At 49.7% G+C, this 25350-nt stretch carries 23 protein-coding genes; 10 read left to right on the top strand and 13 right to left on the bottom strand.

The genetic code is table 11. The annotated features are described in order from the left end of the window. The first annotated feature begins 26 nt into the window (after positions 1-26). Positions 27-1553, top strand: a complete 1527-nt coding sequence (gene purH / locus VNQ80_RS02700) for a bifunctional phosphoribosylaminoimidazolecarboxamide formyltransferase/IMP cyclohydrolase (RefSeq protein ID WP_325635907.1) — start codon at positions 27-29, stop codon at positions 1551-1553. Positions 1554-1610: 57 nt separating this feature from the next. Next, positions 1611-2489 (top strand): DUF72 domain-containing protein, encoded by an 879-nt coding sequence (locus tag VNQ80_RS02695; protein WP_325635906.1) that lies wholly within the window; start codon positions 1611-1613, stop codon positions 2487-2489. A 10-nt stretch (positions 2490-2499) separates the two neighbouring features. Here VNQ80_RS02695 and VNQ80_RS02690 read toward each other — a convergent pair whose 3' ends face one another. After that, the gene (locus tag VNQ80_RS02690; RefSeq protein WP_325635905.1) at positions 2500-3243 is read right to left on the bottom strand and encodes an RluA family pseudouridine synthase; all 744 of its coding nucleotides are present in this window, start codon (positions 3241-3243) and stop codon (positions 2500-2502) included. An 80-nt stretch (positions 3244-3323) separates the two neighbouring features. Here VNQ80_RS02690 and VNQ80_RS02685 point away from each other — a divergent pair, with 80 nt between their 5' ends. Together VNQ80_RS02685 and VNQ80_RS02680 are read left to right on the top strand one after the other, a co-directional pair. Continuing rightward, positions 3324-3992 (top strand): HAD family phosphatase, encoded by a 669-nt coding sequence (locus tag VNQ80_RS02685; RefSeq protein ID WP_325635904.1) that lies wholly within the window; start codon positions 3324-3326, stop codon positions 3990-3992. Further along, entirely contained in the window at positions 3985-4740 is a 756-nt protein-coding gene (locus tag VNQ80_RS02680; protein ID WP_325635903.1) for a sulfite exporter TauE/SafE family protein, read from the top strand. The genes VNQ80_RS02685 and VNQ80_RS02680 overlap by 8 nt, the downstream gene beginning before the upstream one ends. A gap of 61 nt (positions 4741-4801) precedes the next feature. On the opposite strand, the gene VNQ80_RS02675 is transcribed toward VNQ80_RS02680, so the two are convergent. From VNQ80_RS02675 to VNQ80_RS02665, 3 genes are all read right to left on the bottom strand, one after another. Continuing rightward, on the bottom strand, positions 4802-5689 hold the full coding sequence (locus VNQ80_RS02675; RefSeq protein ID WP_325635902.1) for a dienelactone hydrolase family protein: 888 nt from the start codon (positions 5687-5689) through the stop codon (positions 4802-4804). A gap of 255 nt (positions 5690-5944) precedes the next feature. After that, on the bottom strand, positions 5945-8620 hold the full coding sequence (gene ligD, locus VNQ80_RS02670) for a DNA ligase D (protein WP_325635901.1): 2676 nt from the start codon (positions 8618-8620) through the stop codon (positions 5945-5947). A gap of 10 nt (positions 8621-8630) precedes the next feature. Further along, on the bottom strand, positions 8631-9383 hold the full coding sequence (locus VNQ80_RS02665; protein WP_325635900.1) for a Ku protein: 753 nt from the start codon (positions 9381-9383) through the stop codon (positions 8631-8633). Positions 9384-9474: 91 nt separating this feature from the next. Between VNQ80_RS02665 and VNQ80_RS02660 the strand changes: the two genes are divergently transcribed. Further along, entirely contained in the window at positions 9475-10029 is a 555-nt protein-coding gene (locus tag VNQ80_RS02660) for an NADPH-dependent FMN reductase (protein WP_325635899.1), read from the top strand. A 21-nt stretch (positions 10030-10050) separates the two neighbouring features. On the opposite strand, the gene VNQ80_RS02655 is transcribed toward VNQ80_RS02660, so the two are convergent. From VNQ80_RS02655 to VNQ80_RS02645, 3 genes are all read right to left on the bottom strand, one after another. Beyond that, positions 10051-10908 carry an alpha/beta hydrolase gene (locus tag VNQ80_RS02655; protein ID WP_325635898.1) on the bottom strand — a complete coding sequence of 286 codons (858 nt, stop codon included), beginning with the start codon at positions 10906-10908 and terminating at the stop codon, positions 10051-10053. Positions 10909-11123: 215 nt separating this feature from the next. After that, positions 11124-12542: a DUF1501 domain-containing protein gene (locus tag VNQ80_RS02650; protein WP_325635897.1), complete on the bottom strand. Its 1419-nt coding sequence runs from the start codon at positions 12540-12542 to the stop codon at positions 11124-11126. A gap of 7 nt (positions 12543-12549) precedes the next feature. Further along, positions 12550-15093, bottom strand: coding sequence for a PSD1 and planctomycete cytochrome C domain-containing protein (locus VNQ80_RS02645; protein WP_325635896.1), 2544 nt, complete (start codon positions 15091-15093; stop codon positions 12550-12552). 226 nt (positions 15094-15319) lie between these two features. Between VNQ80_RS02645 and smc the strand changes: the two genes are divergently transcribed. The 3 genes from smc to VNQ80_RS02630 all read left to right on the top strand — a co-directional run bounded on the left by smc (position 15320) and on the right by VNQ80_RS02630 (position 19898). Then, positions 15320-18886, top strand: coding sequence for a chromosome segregation protein SMC (smc, locus tag VNQ80_RS02640; RefSeq protein ID WP_325635895.1), 3567 nt, complete (start codon positions 15320-15322; stop codon positions 18884-18886). Positions 18887-19233: 347 nt separating this feature from the next. Continuing rightward, complete coding sequence (locus VNQ80_RS02635; protein WP_325635894.1) at positions 19234-19470, top strand: hypothetical protein; 237 nt, start codon at positions 19234-19236, stop codon at positions 19468-19470. A 296-nt stretch (positions 19471-19766) separates the two neighbouring features. After that, complete coding sequence (locus tag VNQ80_RS02630; RefSeq protein WP_325635893.1) at positions 19767-19898, top strand: 30S ribosomal protein THX; 132 nt, start codon at positions 19767-19769, stop codon at positions 19896-19898. A 20-nt stretch (positions 19899-19918) separates the two neighbouring features. Here the strand turns inward: VNQ80_RS02630 and rlmB are convergent, their stop codons facing one another. Beyond that, the gene (rlmB, locus tag VNQ80_RS02625; RefSeq protein WP_325635892.1) at positions 19919-20701 is read right to left on the bottom strand and encodes a 23S rRNA (guanosine(2251)-2'-O)-methyltransferase RlmB; all 783 of its coding nucleotides are present in this window, start codon (positions 20699-20701) and stop codon (positions 19919-19921) included. A gap of 51 nt (positions 20702-20752) precedes the next feature. Then, positions 20753-21220 (bottom strand): VOC family protein, encoded by a 468-nt coding sequence (locus VNQ80_RS02620; protein ID WP_325635891.1) that lies wholly within the window; start codon positions 21218-21220, stop codon positions 20753-20755. A 202-nt stretch (positions 21221-21422) separates the two neighbouring features. Between VNQ80_RS02620 and VNQ80_RS02615 the strand changes: the two genes are divergently transcribed. Then, positions 21423-21926 (top strand): DinB family protein, encoded by a 504-nt coding sequence (locus tag VNQ80_RS02615; RefSeq protein ID WP_325635890.1) that lies wholly within the window; start codon positions 21423-21425, stop codon positions 21924-21926. On the opposite strand, the gene VNQ80_RS02610 is transcribed toward VNQ80_RS02615, so the two are convergent. Beyond that, complete coding sequence (locus tag VNQ80_RS02610; RefSeq protein ID WP_325635889.1) at positions 21916-22686, bottom strand: hypothetical protein; 771 nt, start codon at positions 22684-22686, stop codon at positions 21916-21918. The two genes, VNQ80_RS02615 and VNQ80_RS02610, sit on opposite strands and share 11 nt — an antisense overlap. A gap of 185 nt (positions 22687-22871) precedes the next feature. Here VNQ80_RS02610 and VNQ80_RS02605 point away from each other — a divergent pair, with 185 nt between their 5' ends. Beyond that, the gene (locus tag VNQ80_RS02605; protein ID WP_325635888.1) at positions 22872-23219 is read left to right on the top strand and encodes a cupin domain-containing protein; all 348 of its coding nucleotides are present in this window, start codon (positions 22872-22874) and stop codon (positions 23217-23219) included. A gap of 25 nt (positions 23220-23244) precedes the next feature. On the opposite strand, the gene VNQ80_RS02600 is transcribed toward VNQ80_RS02605, so the two are convergent. The 3 genes from VNQ80_RS02600 to VNQ80_RS02590 all read right to left on the bottom strand — a co-directional run bounded on the left by VNQ80_RS02600 (position 23245) and on the right by VNQ80_RS02590 (position 25343). Then, positions 23245-24423: an MFS transporter gene (locus VNQ80_RS02600; RefSeq protein ID WP_325635887.1), complete on the bottom strand. Its 1179-nt coding sequence runs from the start codon at positions 24421-24423 to the stop codon at positions 23245-23247. A 5-nt stretch (positions 24424-24428) separates the two neighbouring features. Then, positions 24429-24656 (bottom strand): DUF6965 family protein, encoded by a 228-nt coding sequence (locus VNQ80_RS02595; RefSeq protein WP_325635886.1) that lies wholly within the window; start codon positions 24654-24656, stop codon positions 24429-24431. Positions 24657-24722: 66 nt separating this feature from the next. Further along, positions 24723-25343 (bottom strand): hypothetical protein, encoded by a 621-nt coding sequence (locus VNQ80_RS02590; protein WP_325635885.1) that lies wholly within the window; start codon positions 25341-25343, stop codon positions 24723-24725. Between the last annotated feature and the right edge of the window lie 7 nt (positions 25344-25350).

The following is a 25350-nucleotide window of genomic DNA, read 5'->3' as shown; positions in this document are numbered from 1 at the left end:
TCATAAACTAAATAGCTGAATAGCGAATGAGCCATCCCGTAAAAATCAAAAATGCATTGGTCTCCGTATATTATAAGGATGGCCTTGCACCGTTAATTAATCTATTACATAAGCATGGTGTTACCTTTTATTCTACAGGTGGCACCGAAACGTTTATCCGTGAGCTCGGTCACGATGTGGTTCCCGTAGAGGACCTTACCGGTTACCCCTCTATCCTGGGCGGACGCGTGAAGACACTTCACCCCAAAGTATTTGGTGGCATCCTGTCGCGCCGACCGCTGGAGGCGGATAGGCAGCAATTGCAGGAATACGAGATTCCCGAAATCGATCTGGTGATCGTAGACCTCTACCCTTTTGAAGAAACCGTAGCATCGGGCGCATCGGAGCAGGATATCATCGAGAAAATAGATATTGGTGGTATCTCCCTTATTCGGGCAGCTGCCAAGAATTTCAACGATGTGGCCATCATTGCCTCCAAAGATGATTATAAATACCTTGAAGGTATCCTCGCTGAGAACGAGGGTTACACCTTTGTGGAACACCGCAAAGAATTAGCAAAACGCGCATTCAACGTATCGTCACATTACGATTCAGCGATATTCAATTACTTTAACCAGGAAGCGCCGCTGCAAGTTTTCAAAAAAAGCGAGCAACAGGCGCAGGTGCTCCGTTACGGAGAGAACCCTCACCAGAAAGGTGTTTTTTATGGTAATCTGGATGCGTTATTCGACAAGCTGAATGGAAAGGAACTATCGTACAACAACCTTGTGGATGTGGATGCCGCAGTGGCACTCATCGATGAATTTGAGCAGCCGACATTCGCCATATTGAAACATACGAACGCCTGTGGCGTTGCCACCCGTTCGGATTTGTTGACAGCATGGCAAGATGCACTGGCTTGCGACCCCGTATCTGCATTTGGCGGAGTAATCATTTGCAACGGCGAAATCGACAACCAAACGGCTGCCGAAATCAACAAGCTTTTCTTTGAAGTCTTAATCGCACCCGCCTACAGCGACACCGCGCTACACACACTCACTAGCAAGAAAAATCGGATATTGCTAAGACGTAAGGATACGACGCTTCCAAAAAGCCAGTTCAAAACACTGCTCAACGGCGTAATCGAGCAAGACAAGGATGCTGTTATCGAAGGACCGGAACAAATGCAACCTGCTACGGACAAGGTTCCCACGGAGCGGGAATTGCAGGATCTTTTCTTTGCCAATAAGATTGTCAAACACACCAAGTCTAACACGATCGTGTTGGCGAAGGACGGACAGCTATCTGCAAGTGGTGTGGGCCAGACTTCGCGGGTTGACGCGCTGAAGCAAGCCATCGAAAAAGCCAAGGCATTCGGTTTTGACCTTCGCGGAGCGGTGATGGCGTCAGATGCGTTCTTCCCGTTCCCCGATTGTGTTGAGATTGCAGCCGATGCGGGCATCGCTGCTATCAGCCAGCCGGGTGGTTCTATCCGTGACAAGGAATCTGTGGAAATGGCCAACAAGAAAGGTGTGGCGATGGTTATTACTGGTGTGCGGCATTTTAAACATTAATTGATTTGTTGATGTGCTGATTTATCTTCAAATCTTCAAATTGAAAAATCGGAACATATGAAATTTGGAAGTGCCGCTGACCCCTCGGAAGTAGATTTCACCCTACCCCCTACCCATCCGGACACCCTGGCTTTATTGGGCACGCATAAACCCGCCAAACCACTGGAAGTGTACGTTGGCTGTGCCAAATGGAATCGCCAGGACCTGAAAGGTTTCTACCCTCGGGGAACAAAGGACGAGTTGAGTTACTATGCAACGCAGTTCAATTGCATTGAACTGAACGCTACGTTTTACAACTCGCCCGATAAACAGCAGGTAGAGACATGGAAGAACAAGACGCCTTCCGATTTCAAATTCTTTCCGAAGGTACCACAGAGCGTCAGCCATTTCGGGCGTTTACTGAATGTCGATGAGAAGATGACAGCCTTTTGCGATGCCATTGCACTTTTCGAAGACCAACTGGGGGTAAGTTTCCTACAGATGCACGATAACTACAAGCCGAAAGATTTTGACCGCTTGGCCACATTCGTTAAGAAATTCTCCAAAGCTGTACCGTTTGCCGTGGAAGTCCGTAATGCGGAATGGTTTGCCAACGAGGACGTCTCCCGAAGATTATATACCCTGTTGCAAGAAGAGCAGGTGGTCAACGTATTGGTAGATGCATTGGGCCGACGTGATATGCTGCACATGCGCCTTTCCACGCCTTCCGCATTTATCCGCTATGTGGGACATAACCACTCCACGGACAAGCAGCGGTTGGACGAATGGGTGGAGCGCATCAAAGAATGGCGCGATGCGGGACTGCAATCGCTCTACTTTTTTGTTCACCAGCATATCGAACTCGAATCGCCGATGCTATCCACTTATTTCATCGATCGGCTCAACGACGCACTTGGGCTCCAAATAAGAAGGCCCGATAGCAACCTGTTTAGTTAATCGATCTTGATCAATCGTCGTATTTCTCCAACTGACGGAGCAACGTAGCGAAGTCCTTTGGGTAAGGCGCTTGGAAATGGTAGGGGCTATCCCCTATTGTAAGCCGCAGTTCGTGCGCATGCAGTGCAAACCGCCGCATAATGGGTTGCTCTTCTTTTCCTCGCCCCAGTGAAAAGCCACGTTTTTTAATCTGCGACAGGTATACGGGTTTGCCATGGTACAGGGTGTCTCCCACAATTGCTGCTTGCTGAGTTGCCAAGTGTATACGTATTTGGTGCATACGGCCAGTCACCGGGCGGCATTCCACCAGGGTGAAGTGTTTAAAATAACGAAGCGAGTTGAAATAGGTTTCGGCCCGCTTGCCATTGGCCCGGTCTATCGTCACATTTTTATTGCCAAGGTTAAGTATGGGTAGATCGACCAGCAGATCTTCAAACACGTGGGTCCCACCAATAATTGCGTGGTATACTTTGGTAACGCGCCGACGTTCAAATTCGATAGATACCAACCGGTAGGTCTCGGGGTTTTTGGCGATGAGCAACACACCGGAGGTTTCCTTGTCAAGCCGATGGCACACTTGCGCATCCGGATGGTACTTCTTGGCTAAACGCAATACGCTGGGCTCACCCCCCTCCCGCTCATCCAATGACGCCAAAAAAGGCGGTTTGTTGATCACGATCAGGTTGTCGTCTTCGTAGATAATCTGTTCCGCAAACTGTGGCAACTTGGGCGCATAGCGATCGTGGTTATTCATACGGGCAAAATTACGTATTCATAACGACAACGGAAAACCTATTCCGCCCCACGTTCCACCAAAAAGGCTATCTTTGCCATATGGACAACTATGCCGTTATTTTTGACATGGATGGGGTCATTGCCCATACCAATCCATACCATACGGAAGCATTCAAGCAGTTTTTTGACAAATATGATGTGACCTACACGATGGGGGAGTTTGCCGACCACATGTATGGCAAGCACAACGATTACATCATGCGCTACTTTTTCAAACGCCCACTGGATGACGCCGAGGTCGCCAGACTCGCCGAAGAAAAAGAGTCGCTCTTCCGTGACATCTATGCAAAACACGTTGTGCCCATAGCCGGCCTGCTCCCGTTTCTGGACCGGCTTAAGAGCGCTGGCTACCACATAGGGGTAGCTACCTCTGCACCGCGGGCCAATCTCGACTTTATCATCGATAAACTGTCCATACGTACGTATATGGGTGCGGTTTTATCCAGTGAAGACGTAACCGCCCACAAGCCCGATCCGGCAATTTATCTGAAGTCGGCTGCGATGCTTGACGTCGAGCCCCACAATTGCGTCGTCTTTGAAGATTCGTATTCCGGGGTATCCGCAGCAATCAACGCTGGTGCCACGGTAGTCGGCGTACTCACCTCGCATACCGTGGACGAACTCCCACCATGCAAGCGCTATATCCACGATTACCGCGAAATTGGCGTGAACGACATCAACCAATTGCTAGCCAAAAAAAATGCTTGATTTTTCAGGTCTTTTACAAGGGCCGTATGAATGGGCGGTTTTTTTGGGTTGCGCGCTGCTCATCGGCATGTCCAAAACAGGCGTGCCTAATATCGGTACATTTACAGTGCCAGTCTTTGCGCTGCTGTTCGGTGCGAAAGCCTCCACAGGCGTCGTATTGCCGATGCTCTGTTTTGCTGATTTATTGGCTGTTATTTATTACCGTAAGAGGTTTCATCGCGATTTAGTGCTCAAACCCATGCCTTGGGCATTGCTGGGATTGGTGGTAGCACTGGTGGCCGGCCATCTTATCCCCCAATCGGGATTCAAAGTGATGATGGCTGCCTGCATTCTCTTGGGAATAGCAACAATGGTTGGTACCCGACGGCCCGAACGGGCTTATGCGCTTACTGATTCGGTGTGGTTTGCACCGGGGATGGGCTTTCTACTTGGTTTCTCGACCATGATCGGGAATGCTGCCGGCCCGCTCCTTGTTGTTTACCTACTCGCCTTGCGATTGCCGAAGTTCGCGTTCGTAGCCACAGGAGCGTGGTTTATTATGATTTTAAACTACCTTAAAATTCCGCTTCAGGCCCTGGTTTGGGATAACCTCACGTGGGATGGTCTGTTGCTCGACCTGGTGGCCGTGCCTTTTATCCTGCTTGGCGGTTTACTGGGCATCTATATTATCCGTATATTTCCCGAACAGCGGTTCCGGATGGTTATGATCGCCTTAACCGTGGTTTCTACCCTGATACTGTTATTTTAAAGGCACCTGCCACCGCATTTAATCTTTTGCGGGTCTGGGCCACCGTACTTTTTTGCAAGAATCAGCTAAGTTTTTCTTTAAAGAAGTCTACCGTACGACGCCATGCGAGCTTTGCCGCTTCCGGATCATACCGCGGCGTCGTGTCGTTATGGAATCCATGGTTTGCCTCGGCATACATGTACATAGTATATTCTTTATGGTTTGCTTTCAGGGCTTGTTCGTAAGCCGGCCATCCATCATTTACCCGGGTATCCAACTCGGCATAATGCAACTGGAGTGGGGCGTGTATTTTCGGCACATCCTCAGCAGCGGGCTGGCCGCCATAAAATGGTACGGCAGCTTTTAGCTCCGGCAAACGGACAGCCATCATATTCGAAATCCATCCACCGAAACAGAACCCCACCACCCCTACTTTGCCATTACAGGCGTCGTGCTGCTCCAGAAATGCCGCTGCTGCGATGAAATCTTCGAGCATTTCATCGCGATCCCGTTTACTTTGCATTTCGCGCCCTTCATCGTCGGTACCCGGATACCCTCCCAATGGGCTCAGTGCGTCAGGTGCGAGACTGACAAATCCTGCCAATGCTGCCCTGCGGGCCACATCTTCGATGTGCGGATTCAGTCCCCGGTTTTCATGGACCACCACGACACCACCAAGCTGTTGGGTATTGCCCTTCGGCATGCACAATAATGCCTTAATCGTACCGCCACCTTTCGGCGACGGGTAGTCGATATATGCTTCCTCGATCCGGGGATCGCCGGCCTTTACCTGAATGCGGTCCTGGTAATTGGGCATCAGGAAACTCATGAGCGCCGGCACCGTGACTGTGCCACCGGCATACACCGACAAACGCTGCATAAAATCGCGACGAGATAGTCGATTGTGCGCGTAATCATCGTAGAGGTCGAAGACCTCTTGCTTAATGTCTTCCTTTTTTAACTGTGGCATCGCTCTCTTTTTTTGGGTTAACTTTTTTCATTCGAATAAATTGCTTTTTAATGGCAATGAAGCTTGCATAAATTATTCATGTTCTTTTGTTTATGGTAATTTATGCAGGTTTCATCTCTTTAAATTTGTCTTTTTTCTGTGCTGAAGCTATCAGATTTATTCATCCCCCTGTGTGGTCTGAAAAATCATGATGGTTTCATATTTTTAGCCACCGCTCAAAAGGGCAACGGCCTGATAAGTTACGGATTTCCATTGTTATTTTTCCAAACCTTTGAGTAGCTTCTTGAGGTTGATCCCCTTGCCCAATACTGGTTTGAATATATCGCCTTCGGAGCGAATACGATCTAGCGCATTGGCAATCGTAAAATCACTTAATTTCAACCCTTTTTTCACTTCTTCCCAGTGAAGCGGCATAGACACCGTAGCGTCCGGCTTGGGACGGAGCGAATAAGGCGCGGCTAATGTGGCGGCAGGTCGGTTTTGCAAGAAATCGATATACACTTTCCCCCGGCGCCGGTCGGTCATCCGCTCAACGCTTGTAAAATCCAGTGTCGCATCCACTTCATTGGCTACCCAGCGTGCAAAAAGCTGCGACTGGTCGTAGGTGTATTTTGCACCTAAGGGAACGTAGATATGCAGTCCCGTCGAACCGGACGTTTTACAGTATGATGGCACAGCGATATCTTCCAGGAAAGCATGGATGGCATTGGCCACCTCAATGACCTGCTCGAACGTATTGCTTTTATCGGGATCAAGATCCAGCAGGCAATACGTTGGGTAATCGGGTTTATGGATGGTGCTGCTCCATGGGTTCATCTCAATAGCCGCAAGATTAGCCATATACAGCAGGGCCGCCTCATTATTGCATAGCATGTAGTGCTTGCGTTTTCGCTCACCCTCGGCTTTATAGGGGTATTTATCCACCCATGCCGGTACTTTCCCGGTTACATCTTTCTGGTAGAAGTTCTTGCCTTTTACCCCGTTTGGGAATCTGTTGAGCGACTGGGGACGGTCTTTGAGGTAAGGGAGTATGTATTTCGCCACCTGCCAGTAATAATTGAGCATGTCGCCTTTGGTATATCCCCCATTCGGCCAGAATACTTTTTGCAGATTCGTGAATTTCAACTCGTTGCTGTTCACTTTCCTCACCTGCGTTTTCTGGGAAGGGTTTAAGAGTGTACGCCTTCCGCGGTTCGGCGCTTCCTTGATGATTGGTGTTGCTTTGCCTTCGCTTTTTTCCATGATAGCTTCTTTTTCCATGACTACCGCCTTAGCGTCCTTATCCTCGCGCAGCGCGATGAACGCAGGATGCCTGAACACACCATCCTCGGTCACTTCGGTATAATGAATCTCGCATACGATTTTAGGGGTGAGCCAGGTTGCTGCTGCACGTGGTGGGTTGGGCCTGAACCGCGATGGCTTGTTCGGATCGGGAGGGGTGGCGAAGGGACTGGTTTTGCGAATTAGCGGTTTGAACAACCGCAACATTTCACGTTGCTCCTGATCTTTGAAGCCAGTACCTACCTTTCCCACATAATGAAAATCGTTACCGTCAAATACGCCGAGCAACAGGGAGCTGAAAGGTTTCGATGTTCCTGCATTACGTGTGAAGCCACCAATCACCGCTTCCTGGCGCTTTTGCAGTTTGATTTTCAGCCAATCCCTTGTACGCTCACCGGGATGGTAGCTACTGTCGGAGCGTTTAGCGATAATGCCTTCTAAGCCAAGCTTACCTGCCGCTTCGAAAAACGCGTTGCCGTCGGCATTGACACTATAACCGCTCCGGATGATTCCCTCGGCCGGTATCAGGCGCTGGAGGATGGCCTTCCGTTGCGACAGCGGTATCCCCGTGGTGTCCTTGCCTTCATACCACAGCAGATCAAAGACATAATACAACAGCTCCCCGTCCGCTTCGCTACGCCAATTCTGCAACCCGTTGAAGCTGGAAATTCCACCGTCCGTTACCGCAACGATTTCACCATCTACCACGGCATTAATCTCCCACGCGGTAACCGCTTCAAAAACGGGGTAAAATTTATCGGCAAACGATTTGTTGTTGCGCGATTTCAATGCCGCTTGTTTTCCGTTGCGGAACGCCAGTGCGCGATATCCGTCCCATTTTACCTCATATTCCCATTCGGGGTCGTCGAAAGGAGCATCGACGAGTGTAGCCAGCATGGGTGACATCGCTTTCGGAAAAGGCACTTTCTTAGCGATTTTCAGCAGTTTGGCGGCATCGATATCGGTTCGTGGGTTGGCATTGCCCTCGGGGTTTACTTGTTCCTTTAGTGTTGCTTTAACCGCCTGCTTCTTTTCGGTCTTTCCTCTCGCCGATGGCTTGGTGTGCGCATTGCCCGCCGCGGCGGCCAACTGATTGAGCGTCAACTTGGAGACCACCGACATCTCCTTCAGTGTGACGTCCGCATCGGTGGCGTACTGATCGTTATGCTTGATGAGCAGCCAGGCGTTATCTTCCTTTCCTTTCATCTTCACCAATGCGAACTCACCTTTCAGCTTTTTACCTTTCAATACCACTTTTAGTGAACCGGCCCGCCATTGTTTCATCAGGTCTTTTTCCATGGCCTTTTTATCGCCGTTACTTTCCAGCGGCTCATAAGTCCCTTCATCCCAAACAATCACCGTCCCCGCTCCATAATTGCCTTTCGGTATGACGCCTTCGAAATCTTTGTAATCATAAGGATGGTCTTCCACCTCCATAGCCAATCGCTTATCGTCAGGATTAAGTGAAGGGCCTTTCGGTACCGCCCAACTCTTCAATACGCCTCGGAGTTCCAGCCTGAAATCGTAGTGCAACCGTGAAGCATGGTGTTTTTGCACCACGAACCGGAGTTGCGCGGCGGGAGCCCTCCCCCCTGCCGGCTCGGGAGTTTCGTTTAACCGACGCTTTTTCTTATATGCGGTGAGTGCCATGTTTTCTGGTTTATGCAAGGCTTGCTTTCAATTGCTCCAGCAGATCGGCCGAACCCTTGGGCTTCGTTTTAAGTTTCCTCACCGTGGGCCGTTTGCCCTTAGCTTTTGCCCGGATGAGCTTCATCAGTTCCTTGCTGTATTCATCGCGGTATTCCTCCACATTGAAATCGCCGGTATGCTGCTTGATCAGCTTTACCGCCATGTCCATTTCGGCTTTCGAAACTGATAATAGCGTAATGCCAGCATCGGATGCGGGCCGGATTTCCTCTTGGAATCGGAGTCGGTTGAGCAGTAGCAATTTATCATGAGGCCGTATCACGGCCAGGCTCTCCGTACTGCGCATCACAAAGGTGGAAAGTGCGGCCTTCTTCGTTTTGGCCAATGCACGATACAGCAGTGAATAGGCTTTCTCGCCCCCTTTTTGCGGGCTCAGGTAATAAGGTGTTTCAAAATAGATACTATCGATAGCCGATTCGTTGACGAACGACTGCAGGTTGATGATCTTCGTCTTCTCAGGGCTTGCCTCTTCGAAATCGGCATCTTCGACTACAATGTACCTATCTTTAAGGTAATGGCCTTTAACGATGTCGTCCCAATCGACTTCTTTTCCCGTGCGTTCGTTCACCCGTTTGTACCGCACGCGGTCCAGCGACTTTCGTTCCAGCAGGTCGAAGTCAGGCCGGTTTTCCTGCGTGGCACTGTATATTTTTATGGGTATATTCACCAGGCCGAAGCCGATAGCACCAGTCCAGATGGCTCTCATAGCTTTGATTTTACAAGGGTAAACAATCGGCGGTGCCGATTGTTCGCTAACTGAGGAAACCATAATTGTTTGACAAGAAAATATGAACCCGATGAGCAACACCATAGGAATTATCGTAGGTAGCCTACGCAAAGCGTCATTTTCGAAGAAACTCGCCAAATCCATTACTGCCATGGCCCCCTCCGGATTTGCGTTCAAGACCATACCGATTGATGACTTACCGATTTATAACCAAGATTTCGATGACGAAGACCGCGCGCCGGAATCGTATACCGTATTCCGTAATGCGATTAGGGCTGTCGATGGCGTGATTTTCGTCACCCCTGAATATAACCGTTCCATACCGGGCGCGCTGAAAAATGCATTGGACGTCGGGTCACGGCCGTATGGTAAAAATACGTGGGATGGGAAGCCCGCCGCTATATTCAGCAATTCGCCGGGGAACCTTTCCGCATTCGGAGCAAACCACCACCTCCGGCAATGCCTGGTGTTTCTCAACGTACCCGCTATGCAGCAGCCGGAGGTTTATCTCCCGGATATGAAAGATGCATTCGATGAGGACGATAATCTGAAAAGCGAAGAAACAAAAGCGTTCCTCCGCCAAGCGGTTAATGCGTACATCGATTGGTTTAATAAACTGACGTAATCCGTGCGCATCGGTGCGGGACTATTGCAAGAAAGCATCGATGTGTTCAAAAGCTGCAACCAAGTGTTCTGGAGGGATGCCATGTCCCCCGGAATAGGTAAATACGGTGTGTTCAACATCGTTTTCGCTAAGTACATCCCGTAATTCGTAAACTTGTGATACCGGCACCAAGGTGTCTTCCGTGCCGTGCAATAAGAGAAATTTCGGACTGGATGGGGTGACGAAGGTTACCGGTGACGCCTGCTCGTATCGATCGGTTTGATTGGCTGGGGTACCGCCCATAAATGCAGCGACAATCAATTTGGCTTCCGTATTTCCGTACTCATAAAGCGATTGCATATTGTAAACGCCGGCAATCGCTATACAGCCCTTGATATTGCCGTTACTGTTGTGCTTCAGGGTATGAAGCGCAGCGAGGTGTGCCCCGGCACTACCCCCAGCCAGGTACGTGTCTGACGACAATTGGTACGGTTCCAATCGGCGATACAGGTAATTCATCGCTTGCTTCACGTCATTCTCCGCCGCTGGATATCGGTTTTCGTCGCCATTCACGAGCCGATAATTCAGATTCACCAACGCAAAGTCGGGAAAATGCGCTTTCAGCGTCTGTAAATTTTCATCCGTAAACTGAAGGTCATCTTTATCGCCAGCCATCCAACCGCCGCCATGGATAAAAACGACAATCTTCGTTGCCACTTGCGATCTACCTGCAGGAAGATAAACATCCATCCGCTGTTGCTCGTGATCCCCGTAGGCCACGTCTTTCAAGATTACGTCTTCTGCTACCGGATACACCTCCGGCGCAGTATCTTTTGTACAACCCCACACATATAGAGCCGCGATAAACAACGATACGACAGCAAAGTTAATGGTCTTCATCCACTTAGTGTTTTTAAGTCTGCAGCAATCCTTATGCCTAAACGGGGTACACAAAAAAAACGTAATAAAGAAAAGCCCCTAATCCTGGCGGAACGGGGCTTTAAAACTAACCAATTATAAACCTAAATTATGAAAAGACAATCTTACTTTAATCTAATAACGTACATGTATTGCAATGTATTGTATTAGATGTATTATTTTTTTCCCGGTTTCTGTTAAGTAAACAATGCCATCTCCGGCAGGTGCACACCATCGGGGGTAGTATAAAACGGCCGACCCTCCACCATCGCGTGCTTTTGTTGGTCGATACCCAACGCATGATAAACCGACTGGTGGATCTGTTCAATCCGGATGGGGTTCTCGATGGTCTTGCAAGGCCTTTCATCCGCCGTTTTTCCAAATACCGATCCTTTTTTAATTCCTCCACCAAACATCAATATGGAGCATCCATCGGTAAAATGACGGTGCATGCCATAATTGCGGATGTCATTGATCACATCGGGTTGGTCTACCTGGTGTAACACTTCGGCGCCAGGGCGTCCTTCCATGACCATGTCGCGGCTGAATTCGCTGGCGACGATAACCAGTGTACGGTCAAGATGTCCAGTACGATCCAGATCTTTGATAAGCTGGGCTACGGGTGCATCGATGAGCTTCTTCATATCCCCTACGCGTACATGGCCATTTTCGTGGGTGTCCCACCCCATAAATGGCTCATATTCGCTAGTTACACTGATAAATCGCGCACCTTGTTCAATAAGCCTGCGGGCCATCAAACATCCCAATCCGAATTTGCCGGTGTTGTATACAGCGTACTGTTCCTCCGGTTCCTCCCGCAAATCGAATGCCTTGGCCTCGGGCGATTTGAGCAGCATATACGCCTGTTCCATCGATCTTTTGAATGATTCTTTTTGATAGTCACTCCCTAGGTCGCCAATTGCGTTTTGGTCGAGCAGTTCGGTATACAGTTGGTTGCGCCGTTCAAACCGGCTAAATGACATCCCTGCGGGTGGCTTTACGGCATCGAGGCCAGCGGAAGGGTCAGGAATCATGAAAGGCCCGTATTCACTGCCAAGGAAACCGGCCGTATGGAAAGCCTTGAGTTCTTCGGCCTCTCCCACCGTCATCCGTTGACCGATATTAATGAACGGCGGGACTACTGGGTTTTTAGGGCCAAGCTCCTGCGCTATCCACGCACCGATATGTGGGGCAGACACCGTTTGTGGGGGCTCATAGCAGGTATGCCAGTGGTACTGGTGCCGCGAATGCAGGATATGCCCAAGGTCGCCGGCCACATAAGAACGGATAAGTGTACCCCTATCCATCAGCGAGGCCATAGATTCCAGACCCTCCGAAAAAGAGATGCCATCCAATGCCGTTGGAATGGACGGAAAAGTGCTCAATACCCGGTTGGAATCTAAACCTTTCTCAAACGGTGTATAGGCCTTGGGGTCGAACGTGTCTGTGTGGGCCATGCCGCCGGCCATCCATAGCAAGATGACTGCGTCTGCACTCGCCTGCTTTCCGGAGCACGAATTCAAGAATCCCGCGAGCGGCGCACCGGCAGCCAATGCACCCAAGGTACCGGCAGTCGCCGTTTTCAAGAAATTTCGCCTGTTGTAATATCGGTTCATAACTATATTATTCGATAAATTGAAATTCAGGTAACAACACCACTGACCATAACAAGTCTTGCACACTGGTCGTATCCATCTGCTCGCCCAGGATTTCACGCGATACGTGCCGTTCATCCTCCGATGGCAGGCGCCCAAGGCTTTGCGTGAACACTGCGGTGATAAGTCCGTCCTCGTCCCGGTGGGTTGCCATCCACTCCTGCGCACCTGCTATCAGCGTCTCATTCAATAGGGCGCCATTGGTCAATTCCATCGCCTGCAGCAGTGTAGCCTGCCCATCGCGCACGCTAATGATATTCTCGCGGCTAGGGCGGCCAAGTGCGGTCAGAAACGGGTCGTTTTGCACCAATGCCGCACGTACAAACGGGTGGGATTCCTTGTACGATGCTTCATCGCCTTCGGGATTATACTTCAGGGATGTCGTGGGATACAACGGATGGACGATCATGCTGATGGCATCGGCATATTGCTCGGCGGTAAGCTTTCTTTTCAACACTCCCGTAAACACAAAATCAGCTTTGTTGATCGTCGCCGGATCGGCAATGGCTACCGACGGAAGCTGGTAGGTCTTTGACGTGGTGATCAGATAAAGCAAATGCTTCACATCATATGCGTTATCCACAAAATTTACCGCCAGCCAATCCAGGAGATCTCTGCTCCAGGGCTCATTGTCCATTTCGTCGGTGGGTGCCACGATGCCGCGTCCCATCAGCTGCGCCCATATCCGGTTTACCAACGTGCGATAGAGGCGTCCATTTTCCGGCTGTGTAAGCAACTGCGCAAGTTCGCGCGACTTCTCTTCGACCGATCCGTTTTTTGTAATGCTTCCCAGTTCGGGCCAAAGTAGCCTCGTATCGGCCATTTGTCCGGTGGGGATATCGCAACGAGCTATTTCGAGCTGATTTTCGGAGAAGATGTTAGCAAAGGCATACGCGTCATCAAGTTTCCAGTCGCTCACAAAGCTATCATGGCAAGAGGCACATTTCAAATTCACACCCAGCAGCGCCTGTGACACGTTCTGGGCGGCCTGCATTGCGGTAGTTTGGCTACTGTTAACAGCCCCCCGCCACGCGATACCTTTGATAAAGCCTTTTGACGATTCATCGGGATTCAGCAGCTCCTTCACGAACTGGTCGTAAGGCTTGTTGTCCACGAGCGCCCGGTATAACCAGTCGGAAATATTGAAGCGGCCGTTGGTGATATAGCCTGGCCCCGTATAATCGTTGCGAAGCAAATCATTCCAAAAAGTGGTCCAATGCATCGCATAGTCATCGTTGCGGCCTAATAATTCAGCAGCGACCTGTGCCCGTTTATCGGGCCGCGTGTCTTCTTCGAAATCGCGTAGTTGCTGCGGTGTAGGTAGCAAACCAATCAAATCAACGTAAATGCGTCGGAGAAATATCCGGTCATCTACCAGATCGGGCCATGTCAGTTGATTGCCTTCGAAATAATCATTGACCCATCGGTCAATGGGATTTTCCAACCCTTTCGTTAATTTCGGTAATTCGGGGCGCCGAGGTTCCAGCGGCGCAACGGGGAAAATCCCTTTAACATGCTCTGGCCATGGTGCGCCCTTCGCTACCCAAACCTTGATCAGATTTACTTCGTTATCATCCAGCGGCTTGCCTTTTCCAGGCATGGCCTCCTTATGCCCCGCCGGCAGCGTAATGCGTCGAACGAGTTCACTGTTGTCTACATCTCCTGGCAGAATGGAGGGCCCTGATTCGCCACCTTGAAATACAAACTCCCGTTGGTCGAGACGTAATTTCCCTTCCGTTTTATCACTACTATGGCATTGGAAACAGCGATGGGCCAGCACCGTGCGGACGGCCATGTTCAACTGGGCTTCTTGCTGTTCGTCCAAGGTGTCGAGCTGCGCGAACGATTGCCATGCTACAGTAGTTGGCGCGCCCCCCAAGGCTGCCGCCATCCGTTCGTCTTCACCCCCCCAGGGTGTAACACCCAGCAGGTAGTCTTGACCGTGGGTAAGGGACCCACCATAGTGGCCGGCAAGGAATACACCCACGGATGAAAGAAGCAAGGTAATTTGGTATGCCTTAATAAAGGCTAGTCGCTTTTTACGAACCACCGCCCAAAGTAGTAATCCGGCCAACGCACCAAGCACCGCAGTGGCCGTCCCGGACCATTGATGGGCATAGAATGTGTCGCCCCCATATTCGCCGGTCCAAGCAAGCAACCAGCCACATAACGCAGCGATGACAGCACTTGAACTCCCGATGAAAACGAGCCAATTGATACCGGTGCGCAGTTGCGACTGGAAGCGACGGAAGGTTAACAACTCCATCACAGCAGCAATCAGTAAAAGCGATACCGGAAAATGTACCAGCATGGGATGCATCCGTCCTACAAATTCCCAGCCCCACCATATGTCCGCAGGTTCGCTCACAGGCGCCTCTGGCTGTGCATATGCGGCAAAGGCCAGAAGCTGTACAAGAACAACACAGACCGTTGTCGGCAACCGTCGCGGTGCGATTATTAAAGATAGAAAATGGGCCGGCCGCTGTTCCACCGGTAAAATCTGTTTAATCATCGAGTGGTTTATAAATACATCTATCGCCTACTAAAGAACGCAAAATATCCCGCGGAAGTATCCTGTACCTTCCTGCCTGCACCGAAATGCACCCGATTTCCGCGTCGTGTATACGTAAAATTACGACGATCTGAATGAGGTGCTCGGAGTTGGCTATCGTTAGGCAAAAAAATCAAACCAATTTCTTAAATTCGCACAGGAAGAACAAAAGGAACCGTTGGCGTAGATGCAACTCACTAAACTCGAAATAAAGGGTTTTAAAAGTTTTGGCGACAAGATCACCATTCATTTCAATGAAGGTGTTACCGCTATCGTTGGGCCAAATGGTTGCGGAAAATCCAACGTAGTAGACGCTATCCGATGGGTATTGGGCGAGCAAAGCACACGTGTATTACGCTCGGAGAAAATGGAGAATATCATCTTCAACGGAACGAAAAGCCGGAAAGCAGCCAATCTGGCCGAAGTATCGCTTTCGTTCGACAACACGAAGAACATCCTACCCACTGAGTTCTCCCAAGTGACCATCACCCGGAAACTTTACCGCAGCGGCGAAAGTGAATACCGACTCAACGACGTGAAGTGCCGTCTAAAGGATATTACTGATCTATTCCTAGACACGGGCATTGGAGCCGACACCTATTCGATCATCGAATTAAAGATGATTGACGAAATCATCAACAATAAGGAAAACTCACGCCGGTTGCTTTTTGAGGAAGCATCAGGTATTTCTAAGTATAAAGTACGCAAAAAACAAACACTAAATAAGCTAAGGGATACCGAGAACGACCTGGAGCGGGTGGACGACCTGCTGTTTGAAATTGAAAAAAACCTCAAGACGCTGGAGAACCAAGCCAAGAAAGCCGAACGATATTACCGGTTGAAGGAACAATACAAAACGCTCAGTATCGCACTGGCCACCTACCGCATTAGCCATTTCAATGCGTCGCTGACTACGCTTGACGCCCAAGAACTCAACCACCGTACCGAGCAGACGCGCATCAGCACCGAAATTGCTAAATTGGAAGCACTCGTCCAGCAGCTTAAACAAGAGAGCCTGGTTAAAGAGAAGAACCTGGCTGCTCAGCAGCGCGCCACCAACGAATACGTAGGTAAGATAAGGGCATACGAAAGCGATAAAAAGGTCAAAAATGAGCAGCTCCGGAACCTGCAGGATAAGGAAACACGCATCAATGGCGAGCTTACGCAAGACCGGCAACAGCTTAACCACGTGTTGTACAACATCAAGCGCCTCAACGAGGAACACCTGGAAGCGCAACATAAGCTCGATGTCGTAACAGCCACACTGGAACAGCATCGGGCCGACGTAGATGAATTGCGTGGACAACAACATGCGGCCAAACAAAAGCTCGATGGCGCAACAAGGCAGCATAGCGACGAGCAGAACGAAATCTATAAGTTGGAAAAAGAAATTGCCGTACTGCGTATCCAACACGATGCGCTTGAACAGGAAAGTTTGCGCAATGTAAGCGATGTGGAGTCCAAAGCCGCTGAACTTGACCAGTTCAATACGTTAGTTGCCGACCTTGAAGGACAGACGGAAGCGGTACAACAGGCCTACGACGCTGCAACCGAGGCTGAAAAGGTTCTTCAGGAACAAGTGGACGGCACGGAAGCCGCTATCCAGTTGCTCAATGAGGAGCTGATGCGTGACAACAGACAGCTTGACGCCAAACAGAATGAATACAACCTCACGAAATCGTTGGTAGATAACTTGGAGGGTTTCCCCGAGTCGATACGTTTCTTACGTAAAAATGCAGGCTGGAAAAGCCAGTACCCACTGTTTTCAGATATCCTCTTCTGCCAAGAGGAATATCGTGTTGCCATTGAGAATTACCTGGAGCCCTATATGAACCACTATGTGGTACAACGGCCCGATGAAGCGGTCCAAGCCATCCGGTTACTTAGCGATGCGGCACGCGGCAGGGCCAATTTCTTCGTACTCGATGCCATTGAACGGGTCGACGATGTCGCGTTGGCAACGCGGGCAGATGAGCAGCAACTTATCCCCGCATTGGATATCATCAGCGTGGAGGAACGATACCTGCCCCTTTGCCGTATATTACTGCACAATGTATACGTGCTCAATACCGAAGATGAGCGGGCGTTGGATAGTGAGCTACCTGGTGACCGGGTGGTTGTGCTGCATAAAAGTGGCAAATTTAGCAAAAACCGCTTAGGCATGTCGGGCGGTTCCGTAGGCCTATTCGAAGGCAAACGCATTGGCCGTGCAAAAAACCTAGAGAACTTGGCCAAAGACATCAAATCGCTGGGCCAGCAAATTACCAAGCAACAGGCGGCGCTGGATGAAGCTACCCAGCGGCTAGCTATATTAAGGAGTAGTTCCAAGAAAGCCGATATCGAGGAGTTGGGCCGCCAGCTCAACCGATTGAATGGCGAACTGGTATCGGTAAAAACCAAGCAAGAGCAATACGAAGCTTTTATTACCAACAGCCGGAACCGCAAACAGGATATCGAGCAGAAGATGGCGGGCATTGCGGCCGACCTCCGCACGGCGGAGCCACGGCTCGAGGCGCTGAGTGCAGCGAAAGTAAATAGCGGTGTGGCACTGCAAGAAATGCAGATTGCCTACCAGGAACTTGCTGACCTGCTGACCGATAAATCGTCGGCATTCAACCAAGAGAACATCCGTTTCCACCAGCAGCAAAATGCCGTAGCAGGCATCACGAAAGACCTGGAATACCGAGAAAGCCTACAGGACACCTACGAAAGCCGGATTACCAAAAATGAAGCGGAATACAAACAGGTACAGGCTGCTATCAAAGACACGCTACAGCATGTCGATAATTCGGATGAGGACCTCGTAGCGATGTATGCCCAGAAGGAAGCCTATGAAAAAGGTCTACAGGAGGTAGAAGAAGACTATTACGCCGCTCGTGGTAAAATCAATGAAACGGAGGAACAGGTTACACTGTTACGCCGGCAGAAAGAGCAGGTCGACTTCCTGTTTGACGAACTCCGCGATAAGAAAACAACCTTGAAACTCGATCTCAACGCATTGAAAGAACGGTTGGCTGTCGAGTTTTCCGTCGACATCAATGACCTCACACCGCCTACGGGAGACGATGTCGATGTAGACATGGCACAACAGGATGACGAGGACACATTACGTCAAAAAACCGACAAGCTGCGGCGGCAGTTGGACGACTTCGGCAGCATCAATCCGATGGCGATGGAAGCATACCAAGAGATGAACGAGCGCTACACGTTCATCATCAAGGAGAAACAGGATCTGCTAGACGCGAAGAATTCGTTATTGGAGACCATCCAGGAAATCGACGATACCGCACGTGAGAAATTCATGACCTCCTTTACGCGAGTGCGTGAAAACTTCATCACGGTGTTCCGCTCGCTATTCAACGAGGAAGACACGTGCGACCTTATCCTTACCAATCCTGAGAACCCGTTGGAATCCGATATCGATATCATGGCGCGCCCCAAAGGGAAGCGTCCGCTGTCTATCAATCAGCTATCCGGAGGTGAAAAAACGCTGACGTCAACGGCGTTGTTATTTGCTTTATACCTCCTCAAGCCTGCGCCGTTCTGTATTTTCGACGAAGTTGATGCCCCTTTGGATGACACCAACATCGACAAATTCAATCATATTATCCGCAAGTTCTCAGACCACTCACAATTTATTATCGTGTCGCACAATAAGCGTACGATAGCCAGCACCGATATCATCTATGGGGTTACCATGGTTGAACAGGGCATTTCTCGCGTCGTTGCTGTGGATATGCGGGAAGTGGCTTAATCTAATTGTCCGGTCTGCCCGGTATGTGAGGCATCCAAGAAGCCAAAACCGGGTTTATTTTACTCCTCAAGCGCACCTGCACGCCGCGCACCGGAGCACGCGGGGATTACGGCATGGAAAAGTCGGGGCTAGCCTTCCGTGAACCGGGATAATCGGACATTGCCCAATCGTCTGGCTAAGATTTTCCGAAATGGTACGAGTCTATCCCATATCCACCGATTGGGGTCCTTGCCTCGCTCACCACAATCAATTACCTTACAGGAGCGACAAAATCTATCATATAAACCAAACGCACAGATAAACTTAAGTATCCTCCTATATCTCAGCAATAAGTAGTCAAAATAAAGATGACCCAATATTTCCACGACGAAGGAATCATCACGTATAGCGAGGCGTTTGCCGAAGACGGCATCATAATCGGCCTTGATTTCCGTAACGAGTGCCGTTGTAATTCCGTCGGGCTGATCAATCACAGCCTGTTTGAACGGCAGATCATTAACAATACGCACCAGACCTTCCACAAGCGCTACCCGAACCGACACACCGTCAAGCCTGTATTGTTTTTCCATCGTGTGCTAAGATAAACCTTAATTACTGCATTTCTAATTCAACCCGGTTTACTCGTGTGCTTCACGCATTGCTTGCAAGAGTACCTCTCGGATGCAGGGCAACCACTTGTAGTAAAACATTAGATTGTGATTTCAATATATTGATTAGCAACGCAATCACAACCTGTATTAACTATTGGTTAATACAGATGAGCGCTCCCTTGACCAAAATAGACACTACATTTTCGGTTTTCACTATCGTATTTGCTATATTCGTTTTTAATTTTTGGGTGACTCGATTTCGTCATGATTTGACAACTAATGTAATCAACATGGGAAAAGGAGATAAGAAAACCAAACGTGGTAAAATTGTAAATGGTACTTATGGCCGGAGAAGGCAGCCAGCAAAAAAACGGAAAAAGGCGTCAGCAGCGGTGAAGGAAACCGACGGAAAATCCTCGTAATGCCCTTCCGCCGATTGCCACTATTTAACGGCTGCTAAGCGCTGCCGAAGCGCTTCATAAAGCACGACACCGCCAGACACGGAAACGTTGAGCGATGCGATCGTACCTGCCATGGGAATACGCGCCAACTGATCGGCCATGCGTACCAGTTCGTCAGCAATCCCTCGTTCTTCCGAACCTAAGATAAAAGCAATCGGACCGGAATAATCCAGCCCATAGATGTTATCTTGGGCCTTTTCGGTACAGGCTACCACTTGAATACCCGATTCCTGCAGAAACCGCACCGTATGCGATAAATTGTCTTCGCGGCAAACGCTGATTTTGAACAATGCACCAGCAGACGTTTTGATGGCGTCGGGGTTGATTTCAGCTGAGCCCTTTTTGGGTACGATGAGCGCGTGTGCGCCCACACACTCGGCTGTTCTCGCAATAGCACCCAGGTTACGCACGTCGGTAATACTGTCGAGGATCAGTAACAGGGGTACTTCACCCCTTTCATATAGGACGGGCACCACGTCTTCCACCCGCTGGTAGGTAATGGGTGAGATAACGGCAATTACACCTTGGTGGTTTTTGCCTGTCATCCGGTTGAGCTTTTCTACCGGCACCTGTTGGTAACTGATATCATATTGCCGTAGTAGCTGTTTCAGCTCTTGGAACAGCGGTCCCGACAAACCCCGTTGTATAAAAAGCGACTCGATTTCCTTTCCGCCGTCGATAGCTTCCATAACGGCGCGGATACCATATACCTGTTGGTTGGTTTCGCGCTTTTCGGGATTCCCCCGCCACTGCCTATGCTGCATATACAATTATTTGTCCGCGAAGTTACATATAGTTGCAACGAGTTGCAATTTTTACCATTCCATTCGCTCGTTATTGATCTCGATCCAATACCCATCGGGGTCTTGAATATAGAGCTGCTTTACGCCATCTACCCGTGTGCCGACCTTTCCGGGCTCTTCCTGCACATTATAGTAGACCACACCGAATTTATTAAGCCGGGCAATGATATCGTCTATGGACGTCACGCTGAAACAAATGTGCGTATTCCTTCGGTGTTCCGTAATTTCAGTTGCATCGTTGACGAGGTGGAGCGACAGACCCGGGCCAATTTCGAACCATTTGTGTTTACCAATCTTAAATGGTTCGGGTATGGTATCGAGCTGCAGCACATGCTGATAAAATGAAGCACTTTTCTGCAGATCAAAAACGGAGAGCGCGACGTGGTTGAACTGGGTCCTTTTTTCTTGTGCAAAAGAAGGAAATACACTACCGAGGAGGCACACCGCAATAACTAAATATCGGATTATGGATTGTTTCATCTACCAAACTTAGCTAAATTATTGATAATATAAAAGCGAATTCATTCGCCTAGACATCTGCTTTTACAGGTGCTCATGGGGGCTTACGCCGTTATCGGTCTACTCGGCTGCTTCTGAAATATACTCTTTCGCGTATAATTGTGCGTACAATCATGGTGTATAAATAAAAGCATTTCGTAAATTTGAGTCAAAACGACACATCATGATGCTGAAATCCCTGCTTGCCGAATTCGAACATGAAGTAGCCAGTACCAGAAAGCTATTGCTGGCCGTTCCCCAAAAAGACATCGACTACCGGCCTGCCCCTACTTCGTGGACAATGGGCGAACTTGCGCAACACATCGCAACCATCTACTACTGGTACGTGGGCACACTTACCGAAGACGTGTATGACATGGCCGCCGACCGTATTCAACGTGGGGACCCGGGAGACATCCAGGCAACCGTTGACCTTTTCGAGAAAAACGTAGAATCGGCCAGAGCCGCGTTACATTCGATATCCGATGAAAAGTTGCAAGACCTTTGGACGATGAAATCGGGCGACCATACGCTAATCGGACCGATGCCCAGAGGTGTTGTAGTACGTAGCTTCCTGTTTAACCACGTTTATCACCATCGAGGGGAAATGATTGTATACCTCCGCGCGACCGGCAATAAAGTGCCCGGCCTCTACGGTCCAACGTACGACGACCGCCCTACTCGCTGATGCGGCCCTCCAATTCGACCACCCGCTTTTCCACCGATTCCATAATATCGGTCAGGTGGGTTATCGCCTCGGCGGCTTCGGCATCACTGATTTTCTGCTCCAGGCTTTTCATACGTAGTGCAATGCCGTCCAAGCGGCTATGCAATTCCTCCAGCCCGTCGAAATGGGCCGACTGGTGGTCTGGTTCCTTTTTCTTAAGAAACGGTAAGGCAGCAATGACCAGGGCCATGAGACCGATGGCAATAGCGAGGTAAGCAATCATGTTGTTTTCTTTTTCGGGGTTATCAATCTGACCCGAGTCTTGTTCGGGGTATATGGGTTCCGATCCGACGTGGTCAGGGACGCGTTCGGGGATCGTGTCTTCAGCGGTTTCGACTACAGGTACCGGTGTTTCGTTGGGAGGTTCTATCAGGTCCGTTGTGCGGATTACATACCCTTCATAACCGGGTAGCTGTTTCCGATATCCTTTGCCAGGCCGGTCAAAAATATCGGCGAACATCCGGTCACGCAACATTTTTAAACCGGCCTCGTCAGTTATCGACATCGATCGCCAACGGTTATACCATACCTCAATACCAGCTATAGGATTACCGGACAATTGCTGCCCGAAGCATCCGTAGTCCAGCGTTTCGCACGAGATCTGGAACGTGGTGTCTTGTGAGACCGCTTTATCCGTAGCTAGAAAATTAATGGTTTCCCGTATGAGCTCATATTTGGCGCGATCTATTTGTTCCTGCGCAAAGGCACTCCAAGCTAACATTGCCCAACATACTAGGGTCAATAAAGCACTCCGCATAGCTTTTTTGTTTATCGTAAATTCAACTGTCGATTATTCGTACCGCCCAAGATAGGGAGAAAATCGTATCCTGTCAAAAATCGGACCACTGGATCCACAAATCAATTACATAAATCATTACTTTTAGCCACGAATACAGACGAAATAAGATGGGATTAATCGTTAAACAACATGCGCCACATTACCAGTGGGGCGATAATTGCGATGGTTGGCACCTCGTGAAAACGGATGCCCTGAGTGTAATCCAGGAAAATATGCCACCGGGCACGGAAGAAACCCTCCACTTTCACACTAACGCACAACAGTTTTTCTTTATTCTCAATGGAACGGCCACGTTCGAAAAAAACGGTGCATATGTTGATGTTGGCGAACGGCAAGGGTTTTATATCCAACCGGGCGAACATCATCGGATATTTAATAAAACGGATCACGACCTCGAATTTATCGTCATCTCGCAACCAATGGCCCATGGCGACCGAACATCCGTATTCGAATAAATAACCCGGCGCTATTAACACGATATCAATCGGGCATCGCCTTCTTGGTGGACACGCTGCGGTTAAGGTTGTAGGTCATAACGATTTGTAGCACCAACATAAGCCCAATAAAGCCCAATAAAAAGGAATAGCCCAGGTAAGAAGCCAACTTCCCAAACAATAGCGGCATCAATGTGATACCAATATATGCGCTGGCCATTTGCATGCCCATAATGGCCTGCGCATGCTTTTCGCCAAAATTCCGTGGTGTTTCGTGCAATAGGCTCGGGAAGATGGGTGCACATCCCAGACCAATCAACAGGAAGCCTGGAAGCAAAGCGGCATCAAACGGCAACAACAGGACGAGTAACCCAAGCACGATAATCCCCTGTCCCATATATACCAGTTGCTTGTTCGTAAGGTGACCTGCGATAAAGCCCGAAGCGAAGCGCCCTGCTGTGATGCCCACGTAGTAAATGGAAACCAGCCTTGCCGCATCATCAGGCTCCAGATGCCGGGCGAAGACCAGATAGCTTGCGCCCCACAGCCCAAATGTTGCCTCGACAGAACAATAGCAAAAGAATACCAAGAGCGCCTGTTTCAAACCTGCGATACGCAGCAATGTCTTAAACCCCGCTTTGGTATCACCGTGATCTCCAGAAAGGGTCGCTGATCTGCGCATCCAAAGCGGAATTGACAAGAGCAAAACCAGCACCAGAGCCAACTGGATCGAACCCACTGCGAAATATCCGCTGTTCCACGATTCGCCGTTTGCCAACTGCCGGGCCATGATGATTGGACCAACCGCCGCCCCCACCCCCCAAAAACAGTGCAGCCAATTCATGTGTTTAGCTTTGTAGTGCAGGGCCACGTAATTATTGAGGGCAGCATCCACACACCCTGCACCCAAGCCTAGGGGAATGGCAAGTAGGCACAAAAAAATGAAGTGGTGTGAAAATGAAAACCCCATTAATGCCAAGGCAGTCATTAAGACGCTGCAAGTGGTTACCGAGGCTACCCCCAAACGGGCAATCAACCTCGCACTAAACAAACTGGAAATCACCGTCCCGCCAGCTACGATCATCGAAATGATGCCTGCAAAATGGATGGGTACGGCTAAATCGATATACATCGTGGGCCAAGCGGGGCCTAGTAAGGAATCAGGGAGGCCCAGACTAATAAACGCCAGGTAAATTACAACGAGCAGTAGCCCCTTCTTCATCATAGGCTTCATCGGGTCCCCTCAGCCTGCTCCGTACCCGAAATGATGGCTGCCAACTGGCAGAGGTGCCAGTAGCTCGGGCATTTATTCAAATCCCGAGTCCAATTCCGAACGACGTCGAGGTTGACCTCCAAATATTTATCAGGTTCGGTGATGACGGTTGCTGCATTAAGCATCGTACCTTCAGGTACCGGATGCATACGGAAGAAATCTTCGAGTTCTTGGACAGACTTCATACGATATCAATGGTATTCATCGCCAACGGCAGTGTGCTCGCGGCGGACAAAGGTAAGAAAAATACGCTATTTATAGGTGGCCAGCAATGCTGCGGTTTCACGTCGGCCCCAATGGGGATCCAATGGAATAAAGTCGGTGGAGGCATCGAAGATTTCCCTCGCACGTTCGAGGAATGGTTTCGCCTTCTTTTTTCCACCACCAAAAACTGCCGGCGTATAGAAAATACCCATGCCACGTACATAAAGAGCACGAGGGTTATCGGGAGCCTGCTCAAGCGCGGTGGTTAAATGAACTTTGCTCTCACGCCCCATGCTGGCACCCCGTGTCATCGGGTTGACGTTGATACGCGCACTAAGCAGGTAGGCGGCCAGAATGCGATTTTCCACATCATCCGGCCTGATGGCCATGGCGACATCCAGATATTCCTGGGCACGGTCGCAACGTGCATCGATTTGATCCTTCGGTGCTGCAAACGCAAGGCATGTATACGTATAGGCGGTGTAGTAGTTGGCATGCCAGTTTTTGGGGTGAGCCAGTGCAATACGTTCGAAGTCGTTGGCCAGTTGTTGCAGACCACTCATGCCCTTAGTGGTATCTAATACAGCGATTTTGGGTGTTAACAATTCTTCCAGTGACTGTGCGCGGGCTGCGCCCATCAATACGGCAAGCGAGATACAGAGAAGCAAAAGATAG

Origin of the sequence: Parapedobacter sp. (genome assembly GCF_035556095.1) — a bacterium.
Lineage (GTDB): Bacteria > Bacteroidota > Bacteroidia > Sphingobacteriales > Sphingobacteriaceae > Parapedobacter.
This window is presented reverse-complemented; position numbering and strand designations above follow the sequence as displayed.